The 16,519-nt window shown below is 58.3% G+C and carries 15 protein-coding genes and 3 pseudogenes; 13 read left to right on the top strand and 5 right to left on the bottom strand.

Features of this window, described 5'->3' with window-relative positions:
- Window positions 1-26 precede the first annotated feature (26 nt).
- Window positions 27-1,586, top strand: a complete 1,560-nt coding sequence (locus CI41S_RS18400; protein WP_139860951.1) for a winged helix-turn-helix domain-containing tetratricopeptide repeat protein — start codon at window positions 27-29, stop codon at window positions 1,584-1,586.
- Between the two features lie 185 nt (window positions 1,587-1,771).
- Here CI41S_RS18400 and CI41S_RS18395 read toward each other — a convergent pair.
- Window positions 1,772-3,209 (bottom strand): annotated as a pseudogene (locus CI41S_RS18395) (IS1182 family transposase).
- Between the two features lie 200 nt (window positions 3,210-3,409).
- Window positions 3,410-4,390: an AraC family transcriptional regulator gene (locus CI41S_RS18390; RefSeq protein WP_139860950.1), complete on the bottom strand. Its 981-nt coding sequence runs from the start codon at window positions 4,388-4,390 to the stop codon at window positions 3,410-3,412.
- Between the two features lie 131 nt (window positions 4,391-4,521).
- Between CI41S_RS18390 and CI41S_RS18385 the strand changes: the two genes are divergently transcribed.
- From CI41S_RS18385 to CI41S_RS18360, 5 genes are all read left to right on the top strand, one after another.
- Complete coding sequence (locus CI41S_RS18385; protein ID WP_139860949.1) at window positions 4,522-5,094, top strand: VOC family protein; 573 nt, start codon at window positions 4,522-4,524, stop codon at window positions 5,092-5,094.
- A 138-nt stretch (window positions 5,095-5,232) separates the two neighbouring features.
- A complete protein-coding gene (locus CI41S_RS18380) occupies window positions 5,233-5,568 on the top strand; it encodes a DUF1330 domain-containing protein (protein ID WP_210242667.1) in 336 nt (111 codons plus the stop codon).
- A 479-nt stretch (window positions 5,569-6,047) separates the two neighbouring features.
- The gene (locus CI41S_RS18370) at window positions 6,048-6,251 is read left to right on the top strand and encodes a hypothetical protein (protein ID WP_139860948.1); all 204 of its coding nucleotides are present in this window, start codon (window positions 6,048-6,050) and stop codon (window positions 6,249-6,251) included.
- 100 nt (window positions 6,252-6,351) lie between these two features.
- Window positions 6,352-6,564 (top strand): hypothetical protein, encoded by a 213-nt coding sequence (locus CI41S_RS18365; protein WP_139860947.1) that lies wholly within the window; start codon window positions 6,352-6,354, stop codon window positions 6,562-6,564.
- Window positions 6,561-6,722, top strand: coding sequence for a DUF2934 domain-containing protein (locus CI41S_RS18360; RefSeq protein WP_139860946.1), 162 nt, complete (start codon window positions 6,561-6,563; stop codon window positions 6,720-6,722). The genes CI41S_RS18365 and CI41S_RS18360 overlap by 4 nt, the downstream gene beginning before the upstream one ends.
- Window positions 6,723-7,308: 586 nt before the next feature.
- Here the strand turns inward: CI41S_RS18360 and CI41S_RS44470 are convergent.
- Both CI41S_RS44470 and CI41S_RS18350 read right to left on the bottom strand, forming a co-directional pair.
- Window positions 7,309-7,651, bottom strand: a pseudogene (locus CI41S_RS44470) (AhpC/TSA family protein); the annotation flags it as partial.
- Window positions 7,652-7,739: 88 nt separating this feature from the next.
- Window positions 7,740-8,195 carry a TetR family transcriptional regulator C-terminal domain-containing protein gene (locus CI41S_RS18350; RefSeq protein WP_244626580.1) on the bottom strand — a complete coding sequence of 152 codons (456 nt, stop codon included), beginning with the start codon at window positions 8,193-8,195 and terminating at the stop codon, window positions 7,740-7,742.
- Window positions 8,196-8,320: 125 nt separating this feature from the next.
- On the opposite strand from CI41S_RS18350, the gene CI41S_RS18345 reads away from it, so the two are divergent.
- The 4 genes from CI41S_RS18345 to CI41S_RS18330 all read left to right on the top strand — a co-directional run bounded on the left by CI41S_RS18345 (window position 8,321) and on the right by CI41S_RS18330 (window position 11,373).
- Window positions 8,321-9,112: a nucleotidyltransferase family protein gene (locus CI41S_RS18345; RefSeq protein ID WP_139860945.1), complete on the top strand. Its 792-nt coding sequence runs from the start codon at window positions 8,321-8,323 to the stop codon at window positions 9,110-9,112.
- A complete protein-coding gene (locus CI41S_RS18340) occupies window positions 9,105-9,839 on the top strand; it encodes a metallophosphoesterase family protein (protein WP_430650031.1) in 735 nt (244 codons plus the stop codon). Before CI41S_RS18345 ends, CI41S_RS18340 begins: the two co-directional genes overlap by 8 nt.
- A 478-nt stretch (window positions 9,840-10,317) precedes the next feature.
- A complete protein-coding gene (locus tag CI41S_RS18335; RefSeq protein ID WP_139860943.1) occupies window positions 10,318-10,506 on the top strand; it encodes a hypothetical protein in 189 nt (62 codons plus the stop codon).
- 663 nt (window positions 10,507-11,169) lie between these two features.
- Entirely contained in the window at window positions 11,170-11,373 is a 204-nt protein-coding gene (locus CI41S_RS18330) for a hypothetical protein (protein WP_139860942.1), read from the top strand.
- 795 nt (window positions 11,374-12,168) lie between these two features.
- On the opposite strand, the gene CI41S_RS18320 is transcribed toward CI41S_RS18330, so the two are convergent.
- A complete protein-coding gene (locus CI41S_RS18320) occupies window positions 12,169-12,819 on the bottom strand; it encodes a GntR family transcriptional regulator (RefSeq protein WP_139860940.1) in 651 nt (216 codons plus the stop codon).
- Window positions 12,820-12,919: 100 nt separating this feature from the next.
- Between CI41S_RS18320 and CI41S_RS18315 the strand changes: the two genes are divergently transcribed.
- The 3 genes and pseudogenes from CI41S_RS18315 to CI41S_RS18305 all read left to right on the top strand — a co-directional run bounded on the left by CI41S_RS18315 (window position 12,920) and on the right by CI41S_RS18305 (window position 16,148).
- Entirely contained in the window at window positions 12,920-13,717 is a 798-nt protein-coding gene (locus CI41S_RS18315) for an enoyl-CoA hydratase/isomerase family protein (RefSeq protein WP_139860939.1), read from the top strand.
- Window positions 13,714-14,919: a CaiB/BaiF CoA transferase family protein gene (locus CI41S_RS18310; RefSeq protein WP_172628093.1), complete on the top strand. Its 1,206-nt coding sequence runs from the start codon at window positions 13,714-13,716 to the stop codon at window positions 14,917-14,919. The genes CI41S_RS18315 and CI41S_RS18310 overlap by 4 nt, the downstream gene beginning before the upstream one ends.
- Before the next feature lie 25 nt (window positions 14,920-14,944).
- Window positions 14,945-16,148, top strand: a pseudogene (locus CI41S_RS18305) (ABC transporter substrate-binding protein).
- The last annotated feature ends 371 nt before the right edge of the window (window positions 16,149-16,519 follow it).

The following is a 16,519-nucleotide window of genomic DNA, read 5'->3' as shown; positions in this document are numbered from 1 at the left end:
GGCCCTTATCCAATGGATTTCACAGCTTGCGCTATCTCTTCGAGGACTACGCATTAGATCCCGACCGTCGCGAGCTATATCGCGGCGCGAATGTTGTCCCCGTGGCACCACAAGTCTTTGACCTGCTAGACTACCTCATCCGCAACAGGGAGCGCGTTGTCAGCAAAGACGACCTCATTAACGCCATTTGGAATGGGCGCAGCGTGTCGGATGCTGCCTTGACGACCCGCCTGAATGTTGCCCGGAGCGCGGTTGGCGACGCTGGGGAGAAACAGCGCCTCATCAAGACGTTGCCGCGGAAGGGCTTTCGTTTCATCGGACCGGTGCGGGAAGAAGGGGGCGATAGCCCGGCAGTCCCTGACAACAGCGTAGAGCCAGAAAAACCTACCCCCACGCTCCCCGATAAACCCTCTATCGCCGTGCTGCCGTTTGAGAACATGAGCGGCGATCCCGAGCAAGAATACTTCGCGGACGGAATGGTGGAAGAGATCACTACTGCTCTTTCGCGGTTCAAGTGGTTGTTCGTGATCGCGCGCAATTCGAGCTTCACCTTCAAAGGCAAAGCCGTAGACATCAAGGAAGTCGGACGCAGGCTTGGCGTGCGCTATGTCCTTGAGGGATCTGTGCGCAAGGCGGCGGGGAAAGTTCGCATCGCAGGGCAATTGATCGATGCGGTTACAGGCGCGCATCTATGGGCGGACAGATTCGAGCGTGACCTGATCGACGTTTTTGCTCTTCAGGACGAAGTAACCATCGCCGTTGTCTCAGCCATTGAGCCAAAGATGCTTCAAGCAGAAATCGCATTGGCGACGCGGCGGCGACCGGAGAACCTCACCGCGTATGATTATTTTCTCCGAGCTTTGCCGCAGTACTACCTAGCGACCCGCGAAGGGTTTGCCGAGGGGATAAGGCTGGCTCATCGCGCCTTGGAGCTCGATCCTCGGTTCGGCTCTGCCGCGGCTCTGGCAGGTGACTGTCATGTGACCAACGTCGTTTTGGGCTATGCCAACGATCCCCAGTTCGACCGCAAGGAAGCAGTTCGGCTTGCTCGTTTAGCATTGAGCATCGATGATAGTGATCCGGAAACGTTAGCACGGGCTTCCGTAATCTCGGCGTTCATCGTCGGCGATAGCGAAGCCGAGATCGAGATGGCTGACCGGGCGGTCGCGCTCAACCCAAATTCATGGCGCACATGGAACAACAGAGGCTACGTCTATAGAGTTGCGGGGCTGCCGGAGGAAGCGCTCAGGAGCTTTGAACGTGCCGTTCGCATGAGCCCGGTAGACCCGCTGCTATACATGACGTTTCTTGGCATTGGGGCGGCCCTTATTGAGCTTGGTCGCTTTGACGAGGCCATCGTCGTATTGAAGAAAGCTCTTCGTCAGAATCCCTCCTATGTGCCGGCTTGCCGCTGCCTCGCGTCCGCCTTCGCCCATCTCGGACGTGACGCTGAGGCGCACGACGAGGCGGCGCGTGCGCTTGAGATCGATCCCGCCTTTACAATATCGGCGTTTATCGCCCGGGGGGCCGGCAAAAACGTAAGGCTGTTGATTGAGGGCCTTCGGAAGGCGGGGTTGCCAGAATGAATCGTGAGCACGCGCTGGCGACGCGGGCCTCGCTGCGATGCGCGAGTCAGCTATTGGCCCAGGCTGTGTGAGAACCCTTTTGTCAATTGGCAGGGCGGACGCCCGGCATCGGTTTGGCTGCTCGATTTGGGCTGCCAATGAGCAACCAGAAGGTTCTAGAGGCTGAGGCGTCGGTACAATATCCCTTACGTCCGCATCGCCTTCAGCAGGGTTGCGCATCCCAGAATCGCTATGACCCGTTTCATATTGTAGGCGAGCACATTCAACGCCATTTCGATCGCAACCTTGTGTCGTCTTTGCATCAGGAAGTGCGTCGCCCCCATCCAGGCCTTTATGGTTCCGAACGGATGCTCGGCCGTTTGACGGCGTAAGGTCATCTTGTTGGGGTCTTGGTCGAGCCGCCGCTGAACCTTCTCCAGCACGGCCTCGTGCTCCCAACGCGCGATGCGCCGCTCGGGGCCAGTGGTGCACTGAGCTTTGAGCGCACAGCTTTGGCAAGCCACCGTCCAGTAACGGCGCAGCATCTTACCATCCTCTTCGCCGGTGAAGCGGTAGGTCAGCCGTTCGCCGGCAGGGCAGCGATAGATGTCCTCGGCCGCAACATAGACGAAGTCCTGCTTGCCAAAACGACCTGCGGCTTTCGCACCTGAGGTCAGCGGTTTCGGCAATGTAACCGTGATGCGGGCTTCTTCACAGGCACGGAGCTCTTCGCCGTCGTAGTAGCCGCGATCCGCAACGACCTCGAGCGTCTCGGCAACCATCTCGGCACGAGCCTGCCCGGCCATGTTGCCGAGCTGGTGGCGATCGGTGCCCACGTTGGTCACATCGTGAGCCACGATAAGATGATGCTGCGTATCAACGGCAATCTGCACGTTGTAGCCAACGATGCCGGTGTCCTTGCCACTTGTCGCCATCGAGCGTGCGTCAGGATCGGACAGTGAGATCTGCTTGTCCTCGCTCTTCATCATCTCCGCGTTGATCGCGTTGAGTCGGACGATCTCTTCCTTGAGCTTCTTGATCTTGCCCTTCAACCGCTCAACCTTTGCCTCCGGCACCGCGTCGCCATGCCGATCGGCGGTTTCAAGCTGCGAGAGATAGCGGGCGATGCTCTCATCGATCCGCTCAAAACGCCGCTTCATCTTGGCCTCGGTGAAGTTCTTGTCCCGTGCATTGACAGCCTTGAACTTTGATCCATCGATGGCGACGCTCGCGGCACCGAACAGCTCAAGCTTGCGGCACAACGCCACGAACTCGCGACAGACCTCACGAATGGCATTGCCGTTGTCCTTGCGGAAGTCCGCGATGGTCTTGAAGTCCGGCGCCGACTGCCCGGTCAACCAGAGCATCTCGATATTGCGCTGTGCATTCCCGCTCCAGGCGACGGCTCGACGGAATCCGATTGAGATAGCCGTAGATGTAGAGCTTGAGCATAGTGCCGGGGTGATAGCTCGGGCGGCCGGTGTCGAGTGGCTGGACACCGACGAACCCGAGCTTGTCGAGGTCGAGACTATCGACGAACACGTCGACCGCTCGCACCGGGTTATCCTCGGCAACATAGTCATCGAGCGATGCCGGAAACAGCGTGCTCTGCCCGCGATCGAGCCCTTCAACAAAGCGCTTCATCAGATGCCCCGCGAAATCGCCGGGAATCCTATCGCGCGAATCACTTTAAACAGAGCGTTTTCACACAGCCTGGGCCCTTAGCCGACGCTTGCTCAGATTGACGCGATGTTCGCTGCCGGGAGGAAAGCCGACCAAAGTCGAACGCGGCGTCGCGGTCGGCTTTTTGACCTCAACTCGGACATGGTCGGATAGCACAGAGGTCATTCCAGAGCTGGCGATGATTTACCTCTTCGCCATGAACCTGGCGGCACGCCAACATGTTTCTTGAAGGCGCGGTTGAAGGCTGCCTCGGATTCGTAACCGACCTCTGCTCCCACTTGTGCAACGCTGATCCCTGGGGTGGCCAGATGTCGGACTGCGAGTTGCATGCGCCAGCGGCCGAGATAGTGCATCGGCGAAACACCAACATAGTGCGCGAAGCGATCTGCGAAGACTGATCGCGAAAGGCCAACTTCGCGAGCAAGTTCAGCGAGCGTCCACGGCTTTTCCGGATTGCCATGGATGAGCCGCAGCGCATGTCCAACCTGTCGATGCTTCAGTCCGGACAGCCAACCCTTCGAATCTTCGGGGAGATGGATAATGTACTGGCGCACGACTTCGACGAACATCAGCTCGGCTAGCCTGGCGAGCAAACTTTCACTACCGGCGCCGCCGCGACCGGCCTCTTCGGCTGCGAGCCGGAGCAGGCTGGATAACCAACCCTGCACTGCGGCAGACATTTGGCTGAGCAGCATACGGGGCAGGGCTTCGAGCAACGGATTGAACGGCCGTGCGTCGCAGCCGAAATAGCCGCAAACCAGGTGGCAGTAATCGGCGCTGTCGTTGTCGAGACGGGTCACGATCGGCAGGGGTCGATCTTTCGGCCGAGCGTAATCCTGGAGGTCAGGAAGACCACGCATGCCCTGTGCTGAGCTTAGGACGTTGGCGTCACCCATCGGGTAGATGACGATATCCCCGGCATTGAAGCGGATAGACGAATCAGAACTGCCGGCCAATCCGGCCCAGCAAGAACCCGATAGGATGGCGTGGAAACTGATCACATGTTCGGCCTCCGGCATGACCATCGACGCGATGGCGGCAGAGGGTGGCGACTCACCAACCCAAGGCGCGTGGAGGTGGCGTTCGAAAAAGACAGCGCCGGTCAGACGCACCGCCTTCAGCACATCTGAGAGAACATCCATTGCGGCCTCCTCGTCTCGGACGATCGAGCAAGAAAAGCAGACAATGGAGCATACCAGCACACTCGCGAACGGGGTACAAATTGCAGCACCAGAACCGTATCAGGCCCGCAAGACACCAAGGAAACACCGCAATGCAATCAGCGGAGACAGCAAGCCAGCGGCCGGCTGCGCCGGTCAGCCTGAACCACATCGCTCTCAACGTCCGTAACTTGGACGAGAGCCATCAATTCTGGACTGAGGTCGTCGGATTGCAGCTAGTTGGTGAATTCCGGCCGCAGCCTGGCCGGCCGCCAACCCCGAGGATGTGGTTCTATAGCAGCAGGGGGATCGGCGTCCATCACCATGATCTTGCTCTTGTGGAGAATCCGAACCTTCCGCCGCCGCCCGCGGAATGGAAAATGTGGGACTTGCCAATCGCAATCAATCACATCGCGATTACATTTCCAACCCGCGAGGCCTGGCTGAGCCGGCTCTCGTATCTTCAGGCCAAGGGCGTGAAGTTCGACCGGCGCATCGACCACGGGATGACGCACAGTCTCTATGTTCATGATCCCAACGGCTATGGTGTGGAGCTGGTATACGATCTCCCACGCGAAGTCTGGGAGAACGACATTGATGCTGCACTGAACTTTGCCGAGCTCCGGCCGAGCGAAGGCGCAGAGGCGCTGATAGATCGCACTGACGTTCCAGTATTTGGAGCATAGGCGAGACCTTCGCACCGCCCCCTGGAGGCAAAACTTCGCGAAGGGTTGCTGTTGGCCCAAAGCAGATTCATGAGCCAATCCGCCGCCCGAGCGTGCTAAGGTCATCGAGTCTACCTAACGCACAGATGGGGACGAACAATGCCAGCTTACATGATCGCACTGAACAGAAGCGTAACTGATCGAGCGGGACTAGACGCCTATTGGAAAGCCGCCCCTGCAACCTTTGACGGGCGCGGTGCCAAGTTTCTCTCGGTTTATGCGCCCCTGACTCCGTTGGAATTGATGTCTTCGCTCGAAGGCGTCGTCTTGATTGAATTTCCTGATGTGGCGGCGGCTAAGGATTGGTACGACAGCCCGGGGTATCAGGAGGCAAGACAGCATAGGGAAGGGGCGGCGGACACCGAGTTCTTTATCATCGATGGTGGGGTGGTGCCGCGCGAAGATCGTCTGCCGCATACCAAAGGCCAGCGTTAGCTGATGTTAGCTTGTGGCCCCCTTCAGAAGTGCCCCGTTGACCGTCGAACGTTCTGGTATCGTGGGTGAAGCGGACGTCACGGTTGCGCGCTCCAACTTTCACGTTACCCGACGACATTGCGGACGCACGACAATGGTCTCGCGCGTGATCGGCTCGGTTCGATGAGATCTCCGCTGGAATGTCTCAAGAAGACTTACGGCCGCTACGCGTTACGTCGAGGGAGCGGCGAGGCTCCGGCCTTTGGGAATTTGCCAAAAAAGTAAATTGAGTAGGCCACTCATGAAGCCCAGGGCAACGTGGGTTGAGCCTGTTTTTACAGCGGAGATCGAATACCGCGATATAAGGGCCGAAGGTCTTCGCGCGAGTTCGTTCAAAAAATTATCGCGATCGTAACCTAGGTTGTCGAAGCGATCATTGAAGCTTCATACCCTCATCGGAAAGGTGAGCCTCAATGCTCCCGAAAAAATATGGAGCGCGTATGAAGAAAACCAGAAGCAGAGCAAAGCAAACCACATCGCTGCAAGAGCGGCTCAATGCGTTTGCCGACGATATCTTCCACAAAGCGGAAAGGCTTCCGCCAGGCGCCGAGCGCGACCAGCTGTTGAAACGGGCGCGGACAGCGGAGATCGCGGCGGACATCGACCAGTGGGTGTCGTCTCCAGGTTTGCAGTCGCCGACATAGGGCTTGGAGACATCTCCTCTCCAAGTTCTGGAAAGGCCCTCGTATCCGGCGGGGGCCGTCGTTTTAGGAACGTACCCGTTCCCCTGGGCGTTCAATGCTTATGAGTGAGAGTGTACACATCCTTGTAGAGAACGCCGTCCAGATCGCGTGGGAATTTCTTGAGCGCAGCGGCGAGGTTACCGATGGCTATGAAACGAGCCAATTCCTCGTAGCGACGATAGGGGAGATGGTCGTTGCCGGAGAGCGGCGCAAAATCATGCTCGCCAACCGCGCAATCGACGCTTACCGAAAGAACAGGCCACAAGCCGCATGAATAAACGAATAGATGAAGGTGTTGCAGCCCGAGCCTATGAGCTGTGGGAAAAGGCGGGAAAGCCTGAAGGCCGCGACGAAGAGTTTTGGCACCTGGCCGAACAGGAACTTACCAACGAAGATAAGTCCTCACCCTTGCGGACGCCTGACACACTGTGACCGATCCGAACTGTCCGATGTGCCACGGTCTGGATGGGCACCTAGCCTGGACCAAAGCGGGCTGTCAGTGCGGTGCCGGTATGCCTTGTGAGTGCCAGCGGTCGAAGGATATCGACGAGGGTATCGAGGAGCCCGACACCAGCCGGATTATGCGAGACTGAGGACGTAGAAATACATCGCGGCGATAATCGCGATGCTCAGGATGATTATGCCAATAAAGAACCTTCCCATACCGGCTCAATCTGCCGATAGGTGGTTCGTTCCGGCGGCATCTTGTCAGAGCTTCTCGACGTGAACGTACACCCCGAAGATGATTGCAAAGCTCAAGAACACGATACCGAAAAAGAGCTGTCCCATGCTCACGCCCCAAGTTTCGGCGGAGCTTAGCCAATAATTGGAGATTCGCGAGGGGGATCTAGGGCGCGTACTCATAAACCAGGCTCACTTTCAGAATGCCAAGAGGCATGCGCGCAGATAAACTCGTGTCCGACTTTGCGGGGACCCTTCCCACCGATGCCGCTTAGACCGCTTTGGTCTCCAAGCTCGCGGTTGCTCTCGCCCACAGCGGCTGCTTGCGCGTCTGCTGCTAATCCTGATATCCGAGAGTTTGAAGATAGCCGTTGCCGTACGGATAGAAGAGCTCTTTGCGCCCCTGCTGCCACGCAGCCCTAAACTCGGGTGCTGTAATGTCCCAGTCCGGTCGGCATTTCCTGCACACAGCACGCAGATCCTGGCGAAGTTCCTCCATCGTGGGACGTCCAAAAAACCAGTAGCCGTTGTAGATCTTGTGAATGATGAGACTCGGCTCCAGCACGACCACGTGCGGAATCAGTGGATATGGGCTGGGTCGGAATATTCCGCGATATCGAGGGAACGATGCGCCGCGGATCGGAGAGAAAGGGCCAGTGCGCCCTTACACCGCTCAACCGAAGGAGTGTGCGGCGAAATCCATCGAGGACGATGGCTTCGACATTTTTCTCCCTCGCATTCGTTCGATGCGTGGGGGTGCGTTGCGGCTCAATCTGCTTCAACCGGACATCCGCAGATTACACTCGTCGCTTTCCGCGCGATCTCCCTCAGCTCGGACAGGCGAGCGCCGGCACGGGCGCGGATGGCGATGGTGTGCATCGTGGCTGACGCGAGAACCGCAAGTGCCGCTGGATCGGCATCATGCTTCAACTCGCCCCTCTCGCGTGCTGTCCGGAGGCGAGTTTCAAAATCGGCGTCGAGCATGCGGAGCCCGGCGGCAACACTCTTCCGGATCTCTGCATCTTCGACCGCCTCGGCTACCGCTGTCCCGATCACAAAGCAGCCGCGCGCGGACCCTTTGCGCGAAAAATAGAAGGACAACGCCGCCTCATAGGCAAGCATCAGCGCTTCGGCCAAGGGACGGTCCCCCGCGAGGGCCTCGCGCGTCGCTGCCAGGGTCATCTCCCAATAGCGTGCGAGAGCCTCGAGATAGAGTGCGCCCACATCTCGACTCCATCAAACGGAACTGGGCCTTTGTTGCCCGTAGGATCTCCGGTGAAGGAACTTTGCATTGTCTAGTCAATTGTTGACCAGGCATCCTAACAGCCGAAGCTGACGAGCTTCGATTCATGGCGAAAGAGAGCAAAACGATCGCTGGATCAATAGGGACGGTCGATGCGGCCGCCGAGCCGACTGCGTCATCGGCCCGCGCTGAGCTGTTCTACGCCCAGGCCTTGCGCGAGCTCGCGAAGCTCGATCTTCCGTTTCTGTTGGCAGGCACGTATGCGCTCAGCGCCTATACTGGCGTGGCGCGCGCGACCAAAGATCTCGATATCGTGTGCAAGCCGACTGACTATCTCCGGGTTCTCGACCACTTTGAGAACCTCGGATTCGCTGTCGTAATCGAGGATGAGCGCTGGCTCGGCAAAGTCTTCCAGGACGAGCACTTCTTCGATGTGATCTTCGCGTTCTGGCATGGCATGGCTCCCGTGAACGACCTGTGGTTCGAATCCGCGCGGCTCGTCAAGGTGTTCGGCACGCCGACCCGCGTCATCGCCCCGACGGAATTGATCTGGTCCAAGGCCTTCGTTCAGTTGCGACACCGTTACGACGGCGCGGACATCGCGCATGTCATTCTCAAGCAGCACGATCAGATAGACTGGCTACGTCTGCTTGCCTACATGGAGTTGCACTGGGAGGTGCTTTTGGCACATCTACTCAACTTCCGCTGGGCCTATCCGAGCGAGCGCGATTGCGTGCCTCGCTGGCTGATGGACGAACTGGTCGCCCGCCTGAAGACCCAGCTCGTGCTTCCTCCTCCGCGCGTGAAGATATGTCGGGGCCGGCTGTTTTCGCTGGTCGATTACGAGCCGGCCGTTGAGGAATGGGGCTTTGTCGACCCAGGCGACGGCAATGAGTAGCGCGATGTCCGAAAGACCTGACAAGTTCACCTTCGCGGCCATTGGCGATCTCCACGTGAAGGAGGACCGTACATTGTCTTTCCGGCAGCTCTTTGCCGAGGTCTCGACCAAGGCCCAGGTGCTCGTCCTTTGCGGCGATCTCACTGACCTCGGCAAGCCGTCCGAAGCGGAACTTCTGGCAGAGGATTTGCGCGCCTGCTCCATTCCCGTTATCGGCGTGCTCGGAAATCACGACTACGAATCCGGCCGGACTGAAGACGTAAAGCGTGTTTTGAAGGGCGCCGGGATGCACCTGCTCAACGGCCAATCGTACGAAATCAACGGCGTCGCCTTCGTCGGGGTGAAGGGCTTCATCGGCGGCTTCGGCCGTCGCATGCTTGCTTCGTTCGGCGAGGCCGTTGTCAAGGACTTGGTTGCAGAAGCCGTCAACGAGGCTACACGCCTGGAAAATGCGATGCGTGCTGTGGCGAGCAAGCAGGCAGTAGTCGTTCTTCACTATGCGCCGATTCCCGATACGGTCGAAGGCGAGCCACCGGAGATTCTTCCGTTCCTTGGCTCGTCACGTCTCGGCGAAACCATCGATCGATTCAAAGTGAGCGCGGTAGTGCACGGCCATGCTCATCAGGGTCGCTATGAAGGCCGAACACCCGGAGGCGCACGGGTTTACAACGTGGCCCGATCAATTGAGAAGCCAACCGGTCGACCCTATGCCTTGATTGAAGTCTGAGCTGGGCGTCTCGAATGCGCCGACAGCAAGCGCCAAGAGTTAGTATGGGTGATCTCTCAGATCCGCGACAGATCAACGACTGCCGGGTGCTTTTGCTCGGCAGTGGCTGGGTGGCGGCTTGGCTTTGTTGACGCTTCGACGAACGTTCCGCTTTTCAGATTGTAGGTGGGTTGCAACGAGATAGAAAACACCCACGTTACACACCGGTGCCAGGCTCGCGACTGCTACGCGCATCCCAGCAACAGCCTACCAAGTCGGCCTTCGCTTCAAGTTGATTCGATAGTGGACTTTGGTTGATCAATCGCACCTGATTGTACATCGGATAATTCGAAGTCATGTAGTGCTGCCGATCGTAGGCGACAGTCATGGCGAATTCAGGTTCGATGGAAGGCGAGACGCAGGCCAAGCGAACGAAGTGCTTATCATTGTTTCGCTAAGAACCTGTGCTACAAGCCGCTCCTAACTCAAAGGAGCCATCATGGCGAAGAAGGCAACGAAGAAGCGCGTGAAGCGGCGCGAGTGGACCAAGGCAGATATCAAAGACCTTAAGGCCCACTCCAAGGCGCGTACGCCTGTCGTGAAAATAGCCAAGCTGACTAAACGCACAGTGGGTGCTCTACGGCAGAAGGCGTTGCATCTCGGAATCGGACTCGGGCATCAGCGGTAACGAGAGAAGTGACGCCGTTGTTGGACGCACCCTCCAATCGTTGGTGACGCGACAGTCAGTGGCCTCCAACGGCAATCTTGTACGCAACCTTAAAGATATCGCCAAAATCGCTAAAAGCGCTGGTTAGCAATGATTCTTGTCGCCTCATTCGGATACAAGGCCATGAGTGGCCGTGATCGATGGAAGCAAAACCATTATTTTGATTGGTACGCTCACAGCCCAGCCACACGGACTCCATGGAAAGTGGGCGACTACTTAGCGACATCGAAAGGATTCCTCAGGCGGCTATGAATAGGCTGAAAAGCACTTATGGCAAGGACGAGCCAACGAACCATATCGGAGTCAATAAGAAGAATTTGCTGCGTGAACGGGATTGGGTTGTTCAGTTTGAATACGACTACGATAAACAACGGGTCTCGGCCGCAATTCAGTGGATGACCATCGATTTTGTGGATCCGTCCGAAGATGATCCGTTTCTAGCGGGAGACTGCGTACGTCGGAGGCGAGGGCTTCCACCGGGGCGAAGACCTATCGCGATACTTCGTGCCGGAGCTCTGTCGCAGAGGGGCCATGCCGAAGAATCGACCGCCCCTCAGGAGGGCCGGAACAGGGAACCCGAACTTGCGGGACGACGTTGAATGGTTTGGGTTGGAGTGCATGGCAATGACCAACCACCGAGTGGCGCTGATCCTATTTGCGGTCGCACTTGCGACGGCGCTCGTCGCCGCAACGATTACGACGCTGGAGAACGTCAACACTCGTGTGGCCAGTAATGAGACGCCGCCGGGCGCGATGGGGCTAGCTAGGCCGCATCCGCCGCTTGATCGGGCGCCCGGCGTGCCATTAGAGACGCCGGTACGGAGATAGAATCCGGCTTGCGACGCCAATCCGGCCTTCTATCCTCCGAAGGAGGATACGGTCATCCGGTGCCCCGCCTGCTTGAGGCGCGTGTAGGCGCGGTAGACGTGGCCACCTATGCGTTGCTTCAAACAAGCGACGGAAGCGCGCATCAGCAGCCTCCTGGCGGGCGTCCGACGGCCCCACTAAAAGAACCTCGATTATTCCGATTACTCCCGTTACCAAAATAACCAGAGATTCATTTAGGTGATAGAATAACCGTCTAAAGCGGCTATGTCCTGAACTTGCCTACTTTGTGCCGGAACGACATTGGAGGGCAGTCGTAAGCGCTTGCTTTGCCTGTTCGGCTTGTTCCTTCGTCAGTTTCTCGGCGAAGCGGCCACCTTTTTCCAACTGTGCTGGACCCTTCAGCTCTCGATCATAAACCATCCAGTCAGTGCTTCCTCTCCGAACGACGAATCTGGACTGTAGGGGCTCTGTGTATTTCAACGATACCTCCCAACTGGTCGCGCCCTTCGGTCTCAAAAAAACACACCTGGCGGTAGTTTATTCCTCAGCCGGGACACTGAAATTGCCAACGCCACTTAAGCTGCAAGGCCTATGCCGACTCCCCGTATCGCCGGTCAGTCAATTCGCGTGTGGGTCAGTCGTGCCCAGAGCCTCGGTGGCGGTTGGCACTGATTGGGAACTCTCATTTGCAGACCAGGACACTATGTGACGGCTCTTTTCGATTCTCCTCATCATCGTGATGAAGATGCACCATCGCTTATCGATGACCTTTTCACGGCGCGGGGCGCGGAACCGTCACTCGGACTTGATGGAAGCGACCATGTCGGCAAAGAGGTTGCCTCCGACGATGATGTGAGCGCGCATCGATTGCTGTGCTTCGCTTTCGCTCCCTGTTTCAATCGCCCTGACTATCAGAGCGTGCTCGCCGAATGATGCCGCCAGGCGGGCCGGTCGCGACAAGCTCTGGTGCCGGAAGAACCGCATCCGAAGGCGAGTTTCAGTCACGAGATCGGCCAAGGGCGTGTTGCGTGCGCCAGCGTAGATGGCTTGATGAAATGCGGTGTTGAGTTCGACGTAGCGCGCTGTGTTGCCAGTGTGCACGGCTTGTGCGCACTGCTCGTGTATCTCACGCAGGCCGGCTCGTTCGGCGACAGTCATTCGGCGCGCCGCCAGACCGGCAGCCTCTGCTTCGAGCGCAGTGAGAATTTCGACCATGCCGATCGCTCGCTGGGGTGTCATGCTCGCGACGGTTGCGCCTTGGCGCGACCTGAACTTGACGAGACCCTCATTGGCCAAGCGAAGCAGCGCTTCCCGCGCTGGCGTGCGCGAGACCGAAAAGCGTCTGGCGAGGCTCTGCTCGTCCAGCTTGTCGCCCGGGACCAGCCGTCCCTCGGCGATATCGCTTTCGATCCGTCGACAAAGCTCATCGGAGACGCGAACCCGCATTGGCTGCCCTTATGTATACGCTTACGTTTTTATGTATACGTAGACCTTTTGAAAAAATACATATAATCCGGGCACAGAACGAAGACAACAGGAAACGCCGATGACGACTTCCGTGGATTTGAGCGGCGCCCCTTTGCTGAAGACGGATGGGCCTATCGCGACGATCCAGCTCGATCGCCCGCGGCAGATGAACAAGATCACCGCAGCCGATCTCGCCGTGTTGTCGGGCCACTTCGCCAGCGTTGAGAAGGCAGGTGCGAGAGTTCTCATCCTGACCGGCGAAGGACGCGCGTTCAGCGCCGGATACGACCTCGGAGACATCGCTGCGCGAGCGTCGTCTAAGGAAGATGTTCATGCTTCCGGTTTTGAGAACGTCGTCGATCAGCTCGAAACTCTGGCGATACCGACCATCTGCAGACTGAACGGCGGAGTGTATGGCGGCGCGACCGATCTTGCGCTCGCCTGCGATTTCAGGATCGGCGTAGATAATTGCGAGATGTTCATGCCGGCCGCGCGCCTCGGGCTTCACTATTACAGCAGCGGTCTCATGCGCTTTGCGTCGTGCCTCGGCGTAGCGGCGACAAAGAAGCTGTTCCTCACGGGCCTGAAACTGGACGCGGCCGAGATGCTGCGCATCGGCTATCTGGATGAAGCCGTTCCTGCGGGCAGCCTCGATGCGCGCGTGAAGGAGCTCGCCTCTGTTCTCGCTGCCAATGCGCCGGCCGCCATGCGTGGCATGAAACGCGCCATCAACGAGATCGCCAGAAACTCGTTCGATCGTTCTGCTGCCGATCAGCGTTACCGTGAGAGCCTCGTGGGCGCCGAGCTGCGCGAGGGCAGCGCCGCTTTCGCCGAAAAGCGCCCCCCGCGCTTCGGCGCCGACCTGGACGGCCGATGACTGGACCTCACTCACCACCGGCGTCCGCGCTGAAGCCGCGGTCAAAGGGGCCACTCGCTGGACTGATTGTGATCGATCTCACCCGCGTGTTGGCCGGACCGTATTGCACCATGATGCTCGCGGATCTCGGTGCGCGTGTCATAAAGGTCGAGATGCCGGGCATCGGTGACGACGCGCGGCACATCGGCCCCTTTATCTCGAACGCTGATGGCTTGCCGAGTTCAGGCTATTTCTTCTCGATCAATCGAAGCAAGGAATCGATCGCACTGAACCTCAAGGATGCTGCCGACCGCGCGATTTTCGAGCGACTATTGCTGGACGCCGATGTCCTCGCTGAAAATTTTACGCCCGGTACCATGGACCGTTTCGGCTACGGCTGGGAGGCGCTCAGCTCGCGTTTTCCCCGGCTGGTTCTGGCGTCGATATCGGGCTTTGGTCAGACGGGGCCCTACCGCGAACTGCCGGCTTACGACATGGTCGTGCAGGCCATGGGCGGTGTCATGAGCTTGACGGGCGAGGAGGGAGGCCCGCCGACGCGCGTCGGAGTATCGATCGGCGACATCGCCGCGGGCACTCATGCGGTGATCGGAGTTCAGGCGGCGTTGATCGAGCGCGCCCGCACCGGTCGCGGTAAGCACGTCGATATTTCCATGCTCGATGCGCAGATCTCTCTGCTCGAGAATGCCCTTGTCCGCTATCAAGTCGAGCAAGTCGTTCCTGGGCCCATCGGCTCCAGGCACCCCTCTATCACGCCATTTGGCGTCTTCAAGAGCAAGGTCGGGCATCTCATCATCGCCGCCGGCAACGACCGGAAGTTCAGAGATCTTTGCGATGTGCTGGAGATGCGGGACGTCAAAGCCGATCCGCGATTCGTCTCCAATTCGTCGCGATGCGAACATCATCGGGCTCTCGCCGAGCGAATCGAAGAGGCGCTGGCAGCCAGAAACGCCGAGGAATGGCTCCCCATCCTGACGCAAGCCGGGATTCCGTGCGGACCGATGAACGACATCGCCGGCGTACTGCGTGATCCGCAGCTCAACGCGCGCGACATGTTCGTTCCGTTGGAGGCTCCCGGGGGCATGGTGTTGAAAACCGCGGCCTGTCCCATCCGGTTCGCCGGCGAACAATTCGCAAACTATCGGCCTGCGCCAGAGCTCGATGCCGACCGAAATGCTCTCCTGCAAGAACTCGGACTCGTCTGATCGGCTCCGCGAAGAGGATTTGACAATGAGATATGCCTGCTCCTTGACGTTCGTCGCCTTGAGCGTCGCTCTCCTTTCTTCGACCGCGTCCGCGCAGAAGCAATATGATCCCGGCGCCAGCGATACCGAAATCAAGGTCGGCAACCTGATGCCCTATAGCGGGCCGGGATCGGCTTATGCCGTGATTGGGAAAGTCGAGGCGGCGTACTTCGAGATGATCAACAAGAACGGAGGCATCAACGGTCGAAAGATCAACTTCATCTCGTACGATCATGCCTACAGTCCGCCGAAAGCCGTCGAGCAAGTCCGCAAGCTGGTGGAGAGCGATGAGGTTCTGCTGACCTTCAACATCCTCGGCACGGCACACAATGCCGCTGTGCAGAAGTACCTCAACGGCAAGAAGGTGCCGCAATTGTTCGTGGCCAGTGGTGCGGAGCGATGGAACGACCCGGCGCACTTTCCCTGGACGATGGGCTGGCAGCCAAGCTACCAAGCCGAAGGACGGATTTATGGGCGGTATGTCGCTCAAACGCTTTCCGATGCAAAGATTGGGATACTTTGGCAGAACGACGACTCCGGACGGGATTACGTCAAGGGTTTCGTCGCGGGGCTAGGCGGCAAATTCGAGCCCACAACCAGATTGTCCTATGAGATCACGGACCCGACCATCGATCCCCAGATGTCGCAATTGAAGGCATCCGGCGCGAACGTTTTTTTCGACGTGACGTCGCCGAAATTTGCCGCGCAGGCCATTCGCAAGACGGGTGAGTTGCAATGGCGGCCGCTGCATATCCTGAACAACGTCTCCACGTCGGTGGCCGCAGTCTTGAAACCTGCCGGGCTCGACAACGCCAAGGGCGTGATCTCGACCGCCTATTTGAAGGATCCGCTCGACCCGGCCTGGAGCGGCGACGAGGGCTACCGGCACTGGCTTACGTTCATGAACGAATACATGCCCGGAACTGACCAAGCCGATTCCGCCACGGTCTATGGGTATTCGGTCGCGCAGACCTTGGCGGAGGTGCTCAAGATGTGCGGCGACGATCTCACGCGAGAACGTGATGAAACAAGCTGCCAGCCTGAAGGATCTGAAGCTCGACATGCTTCTTCCGGGAATAACGATCAACACGTCACCGACGGACTTTGCGCCGATCAAACAGGAGCAACTCATTCGGTTCGACGGGGAAAAGTGGGGGCGGTTTGGGCCGGATGCGGAGAATATGAGATAATCAAAAAGATTTCGATTCCGCCAATCGGAGGCTCGATTCATCTCCAGCTAGATGCAACGTGGTGAATCATGAGGATAAATACTCCGCTTTGGCCTTCGATTCGATTCATTTGGAAACTGAGGGTATAGCTTATACTCGCTCAGCGAGACTGGCCGGCTCGCGACTCCTCCAAGTAGGCCACGATGGCCTCCATCTGGTGGTCGGAAGCCCTCGGGTTTAGCGTCGCCTGGTCTGGTCCGAGGCCTAACAGCCTGCCAGCCAAACAATCGTTCCGCGGCGACCGGCTGAGCCGGATGAGCTGTGCTCAATTCGCGAGACACGTTGCCACCCGTACTTCATGGATTTCCATAGACTAGGAGACCGTTCGAAAA

This window comes from Bradyrhizobium ivorense (assembly GCF_900696085.1).
In the GTDB taxonomy this organism is placed as follows: Bacteria; Pseudomonadota; Alphaproteobacteria; order Rhizobiales; family Xanthobacteraceae; genus Bradyrhizobium; species Bradyrhizobium ivorense.
The sequence above is the reverse complement of the archived record's forward strand: the minus strand, read 5'-3'. Positions and strand labels throughout refer to the sequence as shown.

Bases quoted from the DNA above. Each gene is read 5' to 3' on its own strand.
- CI41S_RS18390 (WP_139860950.1), bottom strand. From the start codon at position 4,390: ATGGATGTTCTCTCAGATGTGCTGAAGGCGGTGCGTCTGACCGGCGCT.
- CI41S_RS18385 (WP_139860949.1), top strand. From the start codon at position 4,522: ATGCAATCAGCGGAGACAGCAAGCCAGCGGCCGGCTGCGCCGGTCAGC.
- CI41S_RS18380 (WP_210242667.1), top strand. From the start codon at position 5,233: ATGCCAGCTTACATGATCGCACTGAACAGAAGCGTAACTGATCGAGCG.
- CI41S_RS18370 (WP_139860948.1), top strand. From the start codon at position 6,048: ATGAAGAAAACCAGAAGCAGAGCAAAGCAAACCACATCGCTGCAAGAG.
- CI41S_RS18365 (WP_139860947.1), top strand. From the start codon at position 6,352: ATGAGTGAGAGTGTACACATCCTTGTAGAGAACGCCGTCCAGATCGCG.
- CI41S_RS18360 (WP_139860946.1), top strand. From the start codon at position 6,561: ATGAATAAACGAATAGATGAAGGTGTTGCAGCCCGAGCCTATGAGCTG.
- CI41S_RS18345 (WP_139860945.1), top strand. From the start codon at position 8,321: ATGGCGAAAGAGAGCAAAACGATCGCTGGATCAATAGGGACGGTCGAT.
- CI41S_RS18340 (WP_430650031.1), top strand. From the start codon at position 9,105: ATGAGTAGCGCGATGTCCGAAAGACCTGACAAGTTCACCTTCGCGGCC.
- CI41S_RS18335 (WP_139860943.1), top strand. From the start codon at position 10,318: ATGGCGAAGAAGGCAACGAAGAAGCGCGTGAAGCGGCGCGAGTGGACC.
- CI41S_RS18330 (WP_139860942.1), top strand. From the start codon at position 11,170: ATGACCAACCACCGAGTGGCGCTGATCCTATTTGCGGTCGCACTTGCG.
- CI41S_RS18320 (WP_139860940.1), bottom strand. From the start codon at position 12,819: ATGCGGGTTCGCGTCTCCGATGAGCTTTGTCGACGGATCGAAAGCGAT.
- CI41S_RS18315 (WP_139860939.1), top strand. From the start codon at position 12,920: ATGACGACTTCCGTGGATTTGAGCGGCGCCCCTTTGCTGAAGACGGAT.
- CI41S_RS18310 (WP_172628093.1), top strand. From the start codon at position 13,714: ATGACTGGACCTCACTCACCACCGGCGTCCGCGCTGAAGCCGCGGTCA.